Below are 14,906 nucleotides of genomic sequence, written 5' to 3' on the forward strand. Positions count from 1 at the left end.
CCTGTGCCGAACAGAATCGGCCTACTCCACTGTCACTGCGCCGGGATTCGTGTTTATGAGCAACCACAACGTCGTCAGCCCAGACCTGATCCGCCAACGCTTCTCGCGGGCAATGTCAGACATGTACCGCGAAGAAGTGCCGCTGTACGGCGCCCTGATGGAACTGGTGGCGCAGACCAACGCCCAGGTGCTCGACAGCGATCCGGCGGTTGCCCGACAGTTGCGCAGCACAGGCGAAATCGAGCGCCTGGACCTGGAACGCCACGGTGCGATTCGCGTCGGCACCGCGCAAGAACTGGCGACCCTCTGCCGCTTGTTCGCGGTGATGGGCATGCAACCGGTCGGCTATTACGACCTGACACCGGCCGGGGTGCCGGTGCATTCCACGGCGTTCCGCGCCGTGCATGAAAGCTCATTGCAAGTCAGCCCGTTCCGGGTATTCACCTCGCTGCTGCGCCTGGAGCTGATCGAAAACCCTGAACTGCGTGCCTTTGCCGAATCGGTGCTGGCCAAGCGTTCGATTTTCACCGCGCAGGCGCTGGCGCTGATCGAACAGTCCGAACAACACGGCGGACTCAACGAGCAGCAAGCCGAGGATTTCGTTGAACAGGCGCTGGAAACCTTCCGCTGGCACCACCGCGCCACCGTCACCGCCGCGCACTACCAGCAACTCAGCGCCCAGCATCGGTTGATCGCCGACGTGGTCGCGTTCAAAGGCCCGCACATCAACCACCTGACACCACGCACGCTGGACATCGACATCGTGCAGGCAAAAATGCCCGAACACGGCATCACTCCCAAAGCGGTAATCGAAGGTCCACCGCGCCGCCAGTGCCCGATTCTGCTGCGCCAGACCAGTTTCAAGGCGCTGGATGAACCCATCGCCTTCACCGATCAGCAGCAGGCTCACGGCAGCCACAGCGCCCGCTTCGGTGAAATCGAACAACGCGGCGCCGCGCTGACCCCTGAAGGTCGTGCACTCTACGACCGCCTGCTCAACGCCGCCCGCGATGAGCTCAAGGACTTCCCCAATGAAGCCAACGCGGCGCGTTACAACCGCCTGATGGAACAGCATTTCACAGCCTTCCCGGACAGCTACAGCGAAATGCGCGAACAAGGCCTGGCTTACTTTCGCTACTTCGTCACCGAAAAAGGCCTGGCGGCCGACAGTGACGAGCCGGGGGCAACATCGTTGCAAGGTTTGATCAACGCCGAGTACATCCGCGCCGTGCCGTTGGTCTATGAGGACTTTCTACCGGTCAGCGCAGCAGGGATCTTCCAGTCGAACCTCGGCGATACCGCACACACCCACTACGGCGAGCATTCGAACCGGCAAGCGTTTGAACAAGCCCTGGGGCGGCCGACCATTGATGAACTGGCGCTGTACGCCGATACGCAGCGGCGCTCGATTGAGGAGTGCTCGACGGCACTCGGCCTGTCCATTCTCGGCTGACCTATCCACAGCAGCCATCAGAAAAAGCGGGCATGGCTTCCGGGCCGTCCCGCAGTAATGGCGCAATGCCTCTGTGCGCAAGAAGTTGCGCACTCACTTTCTGAAAAACACCCACCCATCCTGCTCCAGGCCACGCCACGCAAGGCCTGTAGCCAAGTGCGCAAAAAGTTGCGCAGTACTGCGCAACTTCTTGCGCACTTTAGCGACTTTTCCTACAGACAAATAGGACAAGCTCGACGCTGACAATACACATCTCATTGATTTATATGCTAAATGTCCTACATGGCACGATGTTTGATTTGTAGGAAGTACCCACCGGGCGATTTCGCCTCCCGGGCACCTTCATTTATTTAGCAAGGAGAGCATCCATGGCTACACCCGCGTATATGTCCATCACTGGCACCAAACAAGGTCTGATCACTGCCGGTGCATTCACCGCTGATTCGGTTGGCAACACCTACCAGGAAGGTCACGAAGACCAGGTCATGGTTCAGGGTTTCCAACACGAAGTGATCATCCCGCGTGACCCGCAGTCCGGCCAACCCACCGGCCAGCGCGTTCACAAGCCAGTGAAAATCACCAAGGTGTTCGACAAGTCCTCGCCACTGCTGCTGGCGGCCCTGACTTCGGGCGAGCGCCTGACTTCGATCGAAATCAAGTGGTACCGCACTTCGGCTGCCGGCACCCAGGAACACTACTTCACCACCAAGCTTGAAGACGCGATCATCGTCGACATCAAAGACTACATGCACAACTGCCAAGACCCGGCGAACTCGCACTTCACTCACCTGGAAGACGTAGAGTTCACCTACCGCAAAATCACCTGGACCCACGAAGTATCCGGTACTTCGGGTTCCGATGACTGGCGTTCCCCGGTCGCTGGCTAAGTCTGGCCGACCGTTACAAAACATCGGCCAGCTCTGCTGGTCGATGTTGTTTGCGCCACCCAAGAATTCTTGCGTTCGTTGATCGCCCGCTCGGGCATCGAGGGATGCTGCTGCACTGCACGAGGAGCAACGGATGTTCGCGCCGGCCAATCAGACTCACTTCGCCCTGACCGTAGAAGGTCTTGCGAACGATCTTCAGGTACTTGCCCTCACCGGTCGAGAAGCCATCAGTCAGCCGTTTCAGTTCGACGTCGAACTGGTCAGCGAAAACCCGTCCCTGGACCTCGAAAGCCTGCTGCACAAACCGGCTTTTTTGCAGCTCGCGCAAAACGGCACCGGTATTCACGGGCAGATCTATCGCGTCGCCCAAGGCGACGCCGGTAAACGCCTGACCCGCTACTCCGTGACCCTGCGCCCGCAGCTGTCTTACCTGGCGCACCGCATCAACCAACGCATCTTCCAGAACCTCAGCGTGCCGAAAATCATCGGCCAGGTCCTCGAAGAGCACGGCATCCAAAGCAATGCCTACCAGTTTCAGCTAGGGGCGATTTATCCCGAGCGCGTGTATTGCGTTCAGTACGATGAATCGGACCTGCATTTCATCCAGCGCCTGTGCGAGGAAGAAGGTATCCATTACCACTTTCAGCACAGCGCCACCGCTCACAAGCTGGTGTTCGGCGATGACCAAACGGTGTTCCCCAAACTCGAGCCCGTGGCCTACCAGCAAGACTCCGGCATGGTCGCCAACGACCCGGTGATCAGGCGCTTCGACCTGCGCCTGGAGACCCGCACCAGCCGCACCACGCGCCGCGACTACGACTTCGAAAAACCGCGCATCACCCTCGAAAGCGAGTCCCGTGGCAACGCCCTGCCGGACCTCGAAGATTACGACTACCCAGGCCGCTTCATCGACCGCGAGCGCGGTAAGCACCTGGCCAAGCGAAGCCTTGAACGGCACCGCAGCGACTACCAACTGGCCGAAGGCAAAAGCGATCAGCCGCTGCTGGTCAGCGGTCATTTTCTGGCCCTGAGCCAACACCCTAAGCCTAAGTGGAACGACCTCTGGCTGCTCACCGAAATCCTCCACGAAGGCAAACAGCCGCAGGTGCTGGAAGAGTCGGTGACCAGCGACACCACCGCGCTCAAGGACGATTTCCACCAGGGCTACCGCAACCGCTTTCAGGCCACCCCGTGGGACGTGCCGAACCGGCCGCCGCTGGCGCACTCGAAACCGCGCATTCTCGGCAGCCAGAGCGCGGTGGTCACCGGCCCCAAAGGTGAAGAGATTCACTGCGATCAATACGGCCGGGTGAAGGTGCAGTTTCACTGGGACCGCGATGGACAGGCCGACGACAAGACCAGCTGCTGGTTGCGCGTTTCGTCCGCCTGGGCCGGCGCCCACTACGGCGGCATCGCCATCCCGCGGATCGGCATGGAAGTGCTCGTCACCTTCCTCGAAGGCGACCCCGACCAGCCGCTGATCAGCGGCTGCCTGTACCACAAGGAAAACGTCGTCCCGTACGACCTGCCGGCGAACAAAACCCGCAGCACCTTCAAGACCATCAGTTCGCCGGGCGGCGGTGGCTACAACGAGCTGCGCATCGAAGACAAAAAAGGCCAGGAACAGATCTTCCTGCACGCCCAGCGCGACTGGGATGAAAACATTGAACACGACCAGAAGATCCGCGTCGGCAACGAACGCCACGACACCGTCGAGGCCAACAGCTACAGCGAGTTCAAGGCCGAAGAGCACCACACCGTCTACGCCGACCGCAAAGTCGAAACCCGCGCCAACGACCACCTGACGGTAGGCGTGAACCAGCACATCAAAGTCGGCACCGGCCAGTTCATCGAAGCCGGCCAGGAAATCCACCTCAGCAGCGGCCTGAAAGTCGTGCTCGAAGCCGGCAGCGAACTGACCCTGATCGGTGGGGTTAGCTTCGTCAAGATCGATGCCGGGGGTGTGACGCTGAGCGGGCCGGTGATCAATATGAACAGCGGCGGCAGTCCGGGCAGTGGGACGGGGGCTGCGCCGATATTGCCGGGGCCGCTGAAGCAGGCGGATTCGGACAAGGCTGGGCAGGTGTTGGTGCCCGCACAGCGACAAGCGCTGATGCAGAAAAAACCGATCTGCGCGATCTGCGAAAAAGCCAAGCTGGAGGCACAAAATGCTTAGGTCCGAGTGGACTCTGGACAAAGGGCTGCCGCAAAACCTGCCGTGGAATGGCAGCGTAGGCCTGCTGCTGGATGGCGTCAGCGTCGAGAAACTGCCTCAGCATTTGTATCAGTGGTCAGAGAACCCGGAGTTCGAGCCCCTTTACCTCGGCACCCGCTGGGCTGAATTGGGGGACGTATCGCCCTGCTTGATTCGCATTGAAGGGCAAGGCAATCCGATTCTTCAGCAGTTCCTGGCGCAGCCCCAAAAAGAATGGGGCTACCTGCTGTTCAGCGACGGCCCTTGGCCTGATATGGTCAAACACCTGCGCTGGCTGACCAGCGTGTTACATCCGCAAGGTGAAGAGGTGCTGCTACGCCTGGCGGATCCGGCCGTCGCCCATGCACTGCTCGGCCATGCAGAGCGCATCAAGGACTCAACCCTGTTTGGACCTTGCCAGCAAATCGTCACGGCCGACGCGGCAGTGGGCTACTGGCATATTCATCAGCGCCCCGGCAAACCGTCTGATCCCCAATACACCAAGCCTTACCGCTTGAGCGATGAACAACTCAGCCAACTGGATGAAGTCAACTTTCGCGGTATCGTCATGCGCCTCGACGAACACATGCACGAGTTTTTCCCGTCCTACCTCGCCGGCGCAGCCCCGCTGCAACGCTGGGAACACCTGCACAGCTTGGCCTCGACCTCCTATGATCGCGGGTTCAACACAGAGCTTGATATCACCCTCTACGCCAACATCCACGGGTTTCTCGGGGATCGTGCGCTGGAGGAACATCCGGATCTGGATGCACAACTGAAAACACCGTCGGAACAAACACCTGCTCAGCGACTCGAAGAGGTCGCCAGTATCGCCAAGGAAAGGGCTGAAAGCCTGCAAAGGACCCAAGGATGACCACGCCAACATCAGCCGGCAAAAACCCAAACAACGTTGCAAAAAGCCGAGACGATGGCAAATGCGCCATGGGCGGCTGCCCGCTGATGAAAGCCAAGATTCAGCTCATCCCCCTGCGCTACGGTCTTGTCGAACGATTGGACCCCTCCAGTGCGCTCGCCATGCCATACCAACTGACTTCACGCCCACTGGGTGTTCGCTTGATCCGCGATGGCTGGCTCTACGTCATCGTCGACAAAAAACCTCAAGCAGTCATGCATGAGTATCGCGTCCAGAACGGCATCGTGACTCAGCTGCTGTGGGAAAAAGGCGAAATCACCGCTAACAAACGCGAAAGCAATGTTGGCGATGCCGCGTTGATCTTCCCACGCTTGAGCAAGCTCTACGTCAACTACTCCGAAGTGCAATGGACCGCCGCCAAATGCGCACAGGTCATCAAGCACAAGTCCGAGCGTGAGTACTTCATGCAAGCGGTAGACCTCACCAAGGCCGACCCGGAGAAAGGCGCTGCCAACCTGCTGACTCCCAGCCAGGCGGAAAAATGGATTGCGGAAGTTGCCGAGCAACCGAGTAAGGGGCCTGCTGTAACAGGCGCCAAGCCTGAGGAAAGCAAGGACTACCTCTGGGAGCAAACGCCACACTTCAAAAAAACTCAGTTGGGCGAACTGAAAAAGCAAGTCAAGGCGGAATGTGAGCATGACCATCTTTATCTGGTAGTGCAGGACGATCTGGGTGTACTTCGTGACCTCGCCGAACATCAAGATCTGGTTACCGGCTGGATCAGTGACTGGAGCGATGCCGAAGCCAACCAGAAAAAGTATGTGTTTGGCTGCTATATCGAATCGCTGTACACCGTTACCGGCGATACGATTCTCAATGCAGCCAAAGGCGATCCGCGTTTTGCCAAACTCAAGGACGAAACCAGCGATGAGCAGCGGCAAACCATCGTCGACTACGTCAATGTCAAAAATCAAAGTCAGTATTCCGGGGCGGGTACACACAGTGGTGCCATCGCGGCTTCAAAAATGAGAATGCGCACCAGCCTGGGACCGCTGTACTCGCGTTACGATGACCTGATCGAAACTATTGAAGACAATGCCGATGACGCCCTCAATGGCGCGAAAATGGGGCAAGACGGCATCAATGATCTGATTGATCGCCCGGCGATGGAAGCGTTCCTCAAACAGCAGCGCGCCCAACTCAGTCGTTGGAATAAACGGTTGGACTTGATCACCGATGACCGGGTCAAGCTGGTCGGTGAGGAACGCTTCCATCGCTCAGCCTGGTATTTCGATCCTGATTTTAGCAATCAGTTGGAAGGCTCGCTGGCTACTGAATATGCGTGTTTGAAAGACATTTGCCGAACGGACAAAGCCACTGAGGCCATCGCAGAGCTGATCGAAAAACAACCAGGCTTCACCGTACCGACCTTCTTTACCTTGAGCCTAACCGATCAGAAAGACCTGCATGCCAAGATAACTTCAACGATCAAATCCCTGCGCGATACGTATATGGTCAAGAACGACTATCAAGGCGCGCAGACACTAAGCGGTAAATTCGGTAATCAGCTCGGGCAAAATCTGGCAGCCGCCATGCACCTGAGTGAAAGCGGCATTACCTTCGATCAACTGCGCAACACCGCTTACGAGCCGGCCAAACAGTTACGTCTGGCAGGGGCGATGGATGAGGCGATGCAGGCGTTGCGCAGCGGCCAAGCGATAGACCCGGCCAAGCTATTGCGCCGTATTCCCGGCTCAGCATGGCTGGATGTCTTGCGCGCCTTCGGTAAAGGTGGCATCACCCTGGAGTTCGCGTCTGCCGGCCAAATCGACACCTTTAAGGCCGATATGGCCAAACTGACCGATCTGCGCCAACAGATGACTTCGCTGAAAAACCAGATTAGGCAAACCCTGGCCAAAGAGCGCAAAGGCAAAGCCGCCAAAGGCAGCCACAAGACTTTGGTGACACACCGCAAGACGCTACAACAGACTGTTACGCCACTAGAGGGCCGGGTAGCCCAAGCTATGAGCCCGGTGGGTGAAGGACCAGGCAAGGCAGCCTTCAAAATAAAGGGGCTTAATAATACCCAGGTACTTGAGTTTCAGCGGATGGCGGATGACTACCGGCTCAAGCGACCTTTCAAAGGCGTGAGCAGAGCGGTCTTTACATCAGCTGGGGGGATTTGTTGGCTTCGGCTGCTGCGGTGGTGCAAGTGATCAGCTTCGTGACCGTTTATAGTGAGTTTGCACGTAAAAAGGACTCAGATGCCACAGACAAATTGGCTGTAGCAAACTCTCTTTTCTCTATGGTTGGGGGAACTCTTGCCGCTGTTCAAGGCATTGCCATTACGAGCCTTTCTGTTGCCATTGATAATTACGCCAGCGCCTCCGGCAAGATCAAGCTGGCCGCTAAACTCGGCAGAATTACAGGGGTGTTAAGCCCATTTGTATACCTTTTCAGCACATTAGCTGCCGGAACAAGCCTATACGGTGAAAAAGGTTCGGCAGCCAAATGGACCGAAGCACTGCGCTCAGGCAATGGAGCCAAGCTAGCCGGCGCCAGTATGACCCTGGTCGGAGACTCTGGACAGCTAGCCGTCAATGGCTGGGCCACCGCCCGTAGCGTCCAATACACCTATGAAGCACTGGCCAACGTCAATCAGGCCCGTGCGCTTGCATGGGTAACAACCGGTGGAAAGCTGCTCAGCGTTGCTGCCCGAGCAAACCTGATTGGCCTGGTCTTGACCGGTCTGCAACTAGGCGGCGAGTGGCTATACAACCGCAATAATAAAACCGAACTGGATAAATGGCTGCAACAGGGCGCATGGGGCAAACGGAATGCGAACCGAAATATGGCCGAAGAACGCCTGCTGCTGGCCGACATCACCGCAACACCGCAGATGGCCCTGCAACAGGTGAAAAGTCAGTCCATGGCTGTCCTGTACTTACCGGGGGTGACGGCTAGCGAGCTAGACGAGGTCGGCTTTGGCCTCAGCGCCTACTGGCTGACTAACCACCAGCGCAATGACTGGGAAGCCTGGAGCGAGCCGCTGCTTTATCAACTCACCCTATTGAGTGCTCCAGATGCCCCCTCAAACTAGGGCTGGACATCTTTCAACATGAAGCCAATGCCCAGCATGGACTGGCCATCTCCTTGCGCTACCACCCTGTTGCTGGCAACGACACCTTTCGGGAAAAACGCTTCGAAACACTCACTCTCAACGTACAGAATGGCAAACAGATTTCGACAGCTTCTGTACTGCGGACACGCTCGACCGATGCGCCATGGCTACTGGTAACGAGCGACATCCTCAGCCTGCCCGACTCGTCAAAATTTTCCGGTTGAATGACATGCCTTCCAAATCCAAACAACACGACGAACTCGATCTCAAGCAGCGTCCGATAGCCGGTGAGGCCCGAAATTTTGCAACTGGTGAAGCAGTATTCCTTTCACCGTTGCCAATACCTACCGGGCAAACCCCCATGGATCTGGGTGGCAGCTTTCTGGAGGTAAATGACACTTATCTAGACGTAGGTAGCAGTAACCTCACTAAGCCCTTTCAAGCAAGAGTGGCGGTTTCGCTTCCCATGGTTGTGATTATCGTATGCCTTCTCGTTCTCCCGACCCTTATGGGCTTCGCAACATTCATCAATCCATTTGGGCGCGACTTTTGGTGGTACTTCAGTGATTTTTTTGAGTTTGGTTTATGGCTCTCAGTCTGGTGCGGAGGAGCAGCAGCACTCATTGGTCTTTACGCCGTCATCAGCACCACTCTGACCAAAGCTCGCACCCGGCCCATTCGCTTCAACCGCCAACGCCGCGAAGTCTGTTATTTCCCCGATGGATCCGACGAACCGGTCATTCAACCCTGGGAAGAGATGGTCGCCTGGCTTTCGGTCAGTACCGGCGTCACCGGGGTCGGCATCATGAGCAACTACACCTTCGGTATGGCTATCGATAACCCAAAAGCCGATACCGTGCACTTCTTGACCCAGGAAGTGATGACGCCGATTCATGGCCTAGGCAAATGGGAGGCGATCCGCGCTTATATGGAAAAAGGCCCGCAGTTCTGCCCCGGCAAAGCACCTTACGAAGGCTGCCATACCTTCGATAAAGAGCGGGCAGACATGCTCGAGGAATACCAGCACAACGAGCGCTCCACTCTAGGCGTCGGCTGGTGGTATCTGTCCCATGTCATCACCTGGTGGCGGTTTCCGTACTGGGTCGCCGAATGGGATCATGGCTACAGCATGAAAGCCTTACCTGACTCGATTGCAGATTGGTCGAAACCGTTGCCACCTGAGCTATGGGCCAAGCCGAGTGCAGCACTGAAAGAACAAAGCGCAAAAATCGAAAAAGCCTTCGCTCAGGGGCAGGACTTCATGACCTACTTCAAAGCCAATTTTAGCGAAGCACAAAAGGAACCTTCCTGAGCACAAGCGTTTGAAAATCCCCTTCAATTCGTAACAGCTTCACGGATTTGCCCCTTAATGGCCCGGGCTTCGGACATTTCCTGCACGCTGTAGTGGTTTTGGTGAACTTGTGCCGAATGGGTCTCACGGATAGCCTTCGTTTGTCGCTGCAAAATCAGCGACAAGGGTGTGGAAGCCCTTCACGAAATCTAAGCGCACAAGCGCCCCTAAATTTAAGCAGGCGCTTTTCTCTTGCCTGCTGTTAAATTATGGTGGCTGTGCGCGGGGCACTTTCGGGTGCGCCGGGTTCCTAGATTTCCCTGGTCTTCCACACCCGCGTACAGCTGCCACCCATCATGTGGAAGTGATGCTGGCAGTTCCTTAATTTAAATCTAGGAACAAGCCAATGAAAAAGATCCCCCCCAATCCCCCCGAATCCCCAGCCGTTTCCGATCCCATCAGCCACATCTTCACCATCGCCCCAAACGTCGACACCGAAACCCTGCTGATCCACACCTCCGAAACCCTCGCTTCGCTCAACGCCATGACCACTGACCTGGCCTTTGAACTCGAAGGCTCGCGCCGCAATGTGGCGTTGGCGATTCAGCAGTTAGCGGTGCTGGCCGAGTTGATGGTGAACCGGGTGCTGGAGCACCTCGACACGCCTGATTCGGCATCCGGTGTTCGCCACTGAGTGTTCAGGCTCGTTTACCCAAGGGAGGTACAACCATGGCTCGCTACATGCCCATCACCGGGATCGACAACAACCTTCACTCGCTGCTCATCGATACCGAAGCGCCGCTCGACGTGCTGCACGACACCGCGGCCTACCGCATCAGCGCGGTAACGCAGTTGCTGGAGAACCTTGCCCTGCGCGAGGAGACCCGCAGCGACACCGTCGTTTTGCAGGACTTCGCACGGGTGTTGGCGATTCCGCTACGCGACGGTTGTGATTTGCTGGATGTGATCGGTCGACGACTGCAGGCGCAGGTGTCGGCGCCTTAATGAAAATGGGCGACCTTTGAGGTTAATGCTGGTAGTTAAGCCCGTACGCTATCCTGTAGCAGCTGCCGAAGGCTGCGTTCGACTGTGTAACAGTCGTAAATCCTGCATTCACGGTCGATCTGGAAGACCGCATTGCGTGATTTTACGACCGCTCCGCGGCCGGACGCAGGCTTCGCCAGCTGCTACGGGTCATACGTTGTGCCCGAATTTTCTCAACGACCCTCCCCTCACTGCGCCCCACTGACGGTGATCTTCCCGATCATCTGCGGGTGTAGCGCGCAGAAGTATTCAAAGGTCCCCGGCGTATTGAACTGATAGGAAAACTGGTCATTGGTGTCGAGCGCCGGTGAATGGAACAGCTTGTGGGTTTCCACCACCGTATGGACTGTTTGATCGTCGTTGACCCAGGTCACAGTGGTGCCCACCGCTATCGTCAAGTCCTTGGGGCCATACATGAACTCCTTGATGTCGATTTTTGTCGCCTCTGCCCACGCCGGTATCGAAACGATCAGGCAACCCAGGGTCAGCACCCGCAGTAAATGCTTCATGTCCGCGCCCTCCCTAAATGAGTGTCGAATCGATCAGCGCCAGTGGGTGATCGCCCTGCGTCGCCTTGACCTCGGTAATCCCCAGGTAGTTGCGCAGTTGATCGGCCGGCACGGTCATGGGGCCCGGTGCGGGTGCAGTACCGGGTGCGGGTTGCGGGTAAGCCGTGCCGCGCGCGGTGTGAAAGGTGATGTTGCCCTCGATTTTCTGAATGACCTGATGGATATGGCCATTGAGGACCGTCACCGAACCGTATTTGCGCAGCATGGCGATGGCCTGATCGCCGTCTTCGGTACCCCAGCCCCATGGCTGATAGATCGTCCACAACGGAATGTGGGTGAACACCACAACCGGTGTGCTGGTGCTCACCGCCTTTAAATCATCCTGCAGCCAGGCCAGTTGCTCGGCTCCGAGGGTAGCCTCGTGACCGGCCTGGAAGTTGAAGACGTTGATCAGCGCGATGAAGTGCACGCCGTGGTCGTCGAAGCTGTACCAGCCATTGCCTTTGGTGCCTTTGCCATAACGCTCGAGGTAGAGCTTGCCACCGCCTTCATCGAGGGTGTCGTGCTCGCCCGGAATGTAGTGCACGGTTGAAGGCAGGCCTTTGAGCAAATGCGCCGCGGCGTCGAATTCCTCCGGTTTGGAGAGGTGGGTGATGTCGCCTGTGTGGAGGATCAACGAAGGCCGTTTCGGCAGCGCGATGACCTTGTCGATGGCCACCTGCAAGGTCTTGAGTGGATCGGGGTTGGCTTCCTTGTTGAAGCCGATGTGCGAATCGCTGATTTGCACGAAGTGAAAGGTGCTGGCCAGCGCCTTCGGGTCCGATAACGTGCCGTCGTCACTCAGGGCAAAGGCTCGTGGAATACCGCCGCTCAACGCCCAGATGACGCCGGCGCCAGCCCATGCCGAGCATTTGAGCAGGTTTCTGCGGTCGGGGTCCAAGGGGCCGTCTGTACGTTTTTCATGTGTTGCCGAACGAATGTTCATGGGAACGCCCTCGTAGCGGTCTACATTGATGAACTGACAGGATGTACAACCACGCCGGACGGGGATTTATTCCAGGCAAGAAAATATTTTTTGTTTCGGGAATAAAACGCAACGCATCCGGGTTATAGGGGGCAAAGGCTGGAGCCACTATGAAGCGATTTGAGGAGCTGTTTGCGCCGCATATGGATGCCGCCTATAACCTCGCGCGCTGGCTCACTGGCAGTGACAGCGCGGCACACGATGTGGTGCAGGAAAGTGCGTTCAAGGCGTTCAAATTTCTGCATCGCTTCGCAGACGGCAATGCCAAGGCCTGGTTCCTGACGATCGTGCGCAACGAGAGTTACAACTGGCTAAAGGGCTCGACCGGCCATCGTTGGGTCGCCATCGGCGATGAAATCTCGCAAGACGACCTTGCCCTGAGCCACTGCCAGACACCGGAACTGCTCGCCATGCGGGCCGAAGACGCCGCACGGGTTCAGCAGGCACTGAGCGCCCTGCCCCCGGCCTTCCGCGAAATGATCGTCCTCAAGGAGTTGGAAGAGATGCCCTACAAGGACATCGCGAAGGTGGTCGACATACCTATCGGAACCGTCATGTCGAGACTGGCCCGGGCTCGCGTCATGCTCAAGCTGGAACTACTGAAGTTGCAAGGCCATGAATGAGATCAACTGCACGCTCTGTCACGAACTGATTCATGGCTACCTGGACCATGAACTGGACGCTGCGACCACCGAGAACGTTGCCGAGCACCTGGCGCAATGCGCCGACTGCCAACGCGCGCATGACGAAATGCAACGGCTGATCACCAGCGTCAAGGCGCATGCGCCATATTACGCGGCGCCCGATGCGCTGATTCAACAGGTCTTCGCCACTCCACCGCTACCGACCTCTCCCTGGCAAGCCTTGAGAGACGCCTCACGAAAGTGGCTGGCGCCGGCGTTTTCAGCGGCCGCGCTGGCCATGGCGCTGGTGCTGTATGTGGCCACGCCTTCGCCTGAGCAACCCTGGCTGGACGAAGCGGTGTCCAGCCACGTGCGTTCGCTGATGGCTGAGCACCTGAACGATGTCGTGTCCTCCGACCGGCACACGGTCAAGCCTTGGTTCACCGGCAAGCTGGACTTTTCGCCGCCGGTGTTCGACTTCTCGGCACAGGGTTTCCCTTTACTCGGCGGGCGCCTGGATTACCTGCAACACCAGACGACAGCCGCGCTGTCTTACGGGCGGGCGAAGCACATCATCAACGTGTTCATTCTGCCGACGACAGAAACCGATCAGCCCCGGAAAAGTCAGTCCATCCGCGGCTACAACGTGGTCGCGTGGCAACACGAGCACATGCGTTTTATTGTGATATCCGATCTGGAAAAAACCGAACTGGAAGTCTTCAGCCAGTTGCTTGAACAAGGCGTTTTTTAACGAGAGGTGTCACTTGAAGGCTATCGGTGTGATGAGGCACGTCATGAAATGTTGTTTATCGCGCCTGGAGGAAGGTGTTCGCCCAGTGTTATGGCCTGGCAATCCATGCACCGGTAAAGAGCCCCGACACTGGGCGAACGGGGGAATTTTAATGCAACGCAAACGATCTGTCCGTTGAAAAATTCTGAATTAATCTGGACATCCTGTTTCGGCGAAATGATTTGAAACGAAAGAAAACGAACCAGTACGATCAAATTGCTTCCACGAGTAACATAAGTACCTACACATCTTTTCGCTCTACCCCCGTAGCAGCTGCCGAGCCTGCGAGGCTGCGTTCGAGGACGAAGTCCTCGCAAATCCGGCGTACGCGGTTTGCCTGAAAGAACGCGTTGCCTGATTTTACGACCGCTTCGCAGCCGAACGCAGCCTCGCAGGCTCGACAGCTGCTACGGGAGTTGGAACACCAGGCGTCGCTCTAGCCTTCGTGCTGGGTGGTGATTTTCAGTACGTCGGTGTAAGTCACCACCACACTCTGGCCAATCTTGAGCTCTTTCAGGTGGGCCCGGACTTCCGGTTTTTCCACGGTGACGACTTTCTTCACGCCGGCCGGATTCTCAAAGGTCAGCTCGTGTTTCTTCAAGTCGATCGCGGTGATCTTCAGCTGAACCTGAACGTGACGAAACGCTTCGCCGCCCGGGTTTGGATTGTCCTTGGTAGCACGCGCTTCCCCGCTGCTTTCGCTGGCGCTCGGCAGACCCTTCTCGACATCGGTGTCGAGTACAACGGCCACCGAGTGGGTGACATCGATCTGAACCTTGTCACCGGCCTTCAGATGGCCCAGATCTTTGGCGTTCTCGCTGAGCTGGACATGAACCGGCTTGCCATCGGCACCTTCGAGCACCACTTGGTGCGTGGCGGCATCGACAGAAACCACTTTGGTGACCAACTAATCAGCTTCCACTGTATTCGACAACGGGATATCGGCCGCATAGGCACTGAGGCTGCCGGCAGAAAGCAGTGTCGCAAGGGTGATGGCTTTGGCCAGTGAGTTGAGTTTCATAGCAGTACATTCCCTGTGCCTGATTTAAAGAGTGCAGACAGCGACCGTCAGCTTTTGCCTAAGGTCATCTGTGCC

General features: G+C 57.3%; 13 protein-coding genes and 1 pseudogene. 11 read left to right on the top strand and 3 right to left on the bottom strand.

The genetic code is table 11. The features are described from left to right. Positions 1–55: 55 nt before the first annotated feature. The 9 genes from hglS to BLL42_RS03260 all read left to right on the top strand — a co-directional run bounded on the left by hglS (position 56) and on the right by BLL42_RS03260 (position 10,825). A complete protein-coding gene (gene hglS / locus BLL42_RS03225) occupies positions 56–1,453 on the top strand; it encodes a 2-oxoadipate dioxygenase/decarboxylase HglS (protein WP_071550761.1) in 1,398 nt (465 codons plus the stop codon). A 368-nt stretch (positions 1,454–1,821) separates the two neighbouring features. Further along, positions 1,822–2,340 carry an Hcp family type VI secretion system effector gene (locus tag BLL42_RS03230; protein ID WP_071550615.1) on the top strand — a complete coding sequence of 173 codons (519 nt, stop codon included), beginning with the start codon at positions 1,822–1,824 and terminating at the stop codon, positions 2,338–2,340. 133 nt (positions 2,341–2,473) lie between these two features. Beyond that, positions 2,474–4,516, top strand: a complete 2,043-nt coding sequence (locus BLL42_RS03235) for a type VI secretion system Vgr family protein (RefSeq protein ID WP_071550762.1) — start codon at positions 2,474–2,476, stop codon at positions 4,514–4,516. Then, positions 4,509–5,408, top strand: a complete 900-nt coding sequence (locus BLL42_RS03240; RefSeq protein ID WP_071550763.1) for a DUF4123 domain-containing protein — start codon at positions 4,509–4,511, stop codon at positions 5,406–5,408. The genes BLL42_RS03235 and BLL42_RS03240 overlap by 8 nt, the downstream gene beginning before the upstream one ends. Further along, positions 5,405–7,624, top strand: coding sequence for a toxin VasX (locus tag BLL42_RS03245; protein ID WP_236721960.1), 2,220 nt, complete (start codon positions 5,405–5,407; stop codon positions 7,622–7,624). Before BLL42_RS03240 ends, BLL42_RS03245 begins: the two co-directional genes overlap by 4 nt. After that, entirely contained in the window at positions 7,594–8,508 is a 915-nt protein-coding gene (locus tag BLL42_RS30395; protein ID WP_236721961.1) for a hypothetical protein, read from the top strand. The genes BLL42_RS03245 and BLL42_RS30395 overlap by 31 nt, the downstream gene beginning before the upstream one ends. Positions 8,509–8,692: 184 nt before the next feature. Further along, the gene (locus BLL42_RS03250; RefSeq protein WP_330220780.1) at positions 8,693–9,841 is read left to right on the top strand and encodes a DUF6708 domain-containing protein; all 1,149 of its coding nucleotides are present in this window, start codon (positions 8,693–8,695) and stop codon (positions 9,839–9,841) included. Between the two features lie 385 nt (positions 9,842–10,226). Beyond that, positions 10,227–10,514, top strand: coding sequence for a DUF6124 family protein (locus BLL42_RS03255; protein WP_071550765.1), 288 nt, complete (start codon positions 10,227–10,229; stop codon positions 10,512–10,514). 35 nt (positions 10,515–10,549) lie between these two features. Then, positions 10,550–10,825 carry a hypothetical protein gene (locus BLL42_RS03260; protein WP_071550766.1) on the top strand — a complete coding sequence of 92 codons (276 nt, stop codon included), beginning with the start codon at positions 10,550–10,552 and terminating at the stop codon, positions 10,823–10,825. Positions 10,826–11,052: 227 nt separating this feature from the next. On the opposite strand, the gene BLL42_RS03265 is transcribed toward BLL42_RS03260, so the two are convergent. Together BLL42_RS03265 and BLL42_RS03270 are read right to left on the bottom strand one after the other, a co-directional pair. Next, positions 11,053–11,373, bottom strand: coding sequence for a cupredoxin domain-containing protein (locus BLL42_RS03265; RefSeq protein WP_071550767.1), 321 nt, complete (start codon positions 11,371–11,373; stop codon positions 11,053–11,055). A gap of 13 nt (positions 11,374–11,386) precedes the next feature. Continuing rightward, entirely contained in the window at positions 11,387–12,358 is a 972-nt protein-coding gene (locus BLL42_RS03270; protein ID WP_071550768.1) for a metallophosphoesterase family protein, read from the bottom strand. Between the two features lie 149 nt (positions 12,359–12,507). Here BLL42_RS03270 and BLL42_RS03275 point away from each other — a divergent pair, with 149 nt between their 5' ends. Both BLL42_RS03275 and BLL42_RS03280 read left to right on the top strand, forming a co-directional pair. Continuing rightward, the gene (locus tag BLL42_RS03275) at positions 12,508–13,020 is read left to right on the top strand and encodes a sigma-70 family RNA polymerase sigma factor (RefSeq protein WP_071550769.1); all 513 of its coding nucleotides are present in this window, start codon (positions 12,508–12,510) and stop codon (positions 13,018–13,020) included. Beyond that, positions 13,013–13,771 (top strand): anti-sigma factor family protein, encoded by a 759-nt coding sequence (locus tag BLL42_RS03280; RefSeq protein ID WP_071550770.1) that lies wholly within the window; start codon positions 13,013–13,015, stop codon positions 13,769–13,771. The genes BLL42_RS03275 and BLL42_RS03280 overlap by 8 nt, the downstream gene beginning before the upstream one ends. A gap of 475 nt (positions 13,772–14,246) precedes the next feature. On the opposite strand, the pseudogene BLL42_RS03285 reads toward BLL42_RS03280, so the two are convergent. Beyond that, positions 14,247–14,831: pseudogene (locus BLL42_RS03285) on the bottom strand (hypothetical protein). Positions 14,832–14,906: the final 75 nt, after the last annotated feature.

This window comes from Pseudomonas frederiksbergensis, assembly GCF_001874645.1.
Lineage (GTDB): Bacteria > Pseudomonadota > Gammaproteobacteria > Pseudomonadales > Pseudomonadaceae > Aquipseudomonas > Aquipseudomonas frederiksbergensis_B.

Coding starts and splice junctions, on each gene's coding strand:
- hglS (WP_071550761.1), top strand. CDS start 56: ATGAGCAACCACAACGTCGTCAGCCCAGACCTGATCCGCCAACGCTTC.
- BLL42_RS03230 (WP_071550615.1), top strand. CDS start 1,822: ATGGCTACACCCGCGTATATGTCCATCACTGGCACCAAACAAGGTCTG.
- BLL42_RS03235 (WP_071550762.1), top strand. CDS start 2,474: ATGTTCGCGCCGGCCAATCAGACTCACTTCGCCCTGACCGTAGAAGGT.
- BLL42_RS03240 (WP_071550763.1), top strand. CDS start 4,509: ATGCTTAGGTCCGAGTGGACTCTGGACAAAGGGCTGCCGCAAAACCTG.
- BLL42_RS03245 (WP_236721960.1), top strand. CDS start 5,405: ATGACCACGCCAACATCAGCCGGCAAAAACCCAAACAACGTTGCAAAA.
- BLL42_RS03250 (WP_330220780.1), top strand. CDS start 8,693: ATGGCTACTGGTAACGAGCGACATCCTCAGCCTGCCCGACTCGTCAAA.
- BLL42_RS03255 (WP_071550765.1), top strand. CDS start 10,227: ATGAAAAAGATCCCCCCCAATCCCCCCGAATCCCCAGCCGTTTCCGAT.
- BLL42_RS03260 (WP_071550766.1), top strand. CDS start 10,550: ATGGCTCGCTACATGCCCATCACCGGGATCGACAACAACCTTCACTCG.
- BLL42_RS03265 (WP_071550767.1), bottom strand. CDS start 11,373: ATGAAGCATTTACTGCGGGTGCTGACCCTGGGTTGCCTGATCGTTTCG.
- BLL42_RS03270 (WP_071550768.1), bottom strand. CDS start 12,358: ATGAACATTCGTTCGGCAACACATGAAAAACGTACAGACGGCCCCTTG.
- BLL42_RS03275 (WP_071550769.1), top strand. CDS start 12,508: ATGAAGCGATTTGAGGAGCTGTTTGCGCCGCATATGGATGCCGCCTAT.
- BLL42_RS03280 (WP_071550770.1), top strand. CDS start 13,013: ATGAATGAGATCAACTGCACGCTCTGTCACGAACTGATTCATGGCTAC.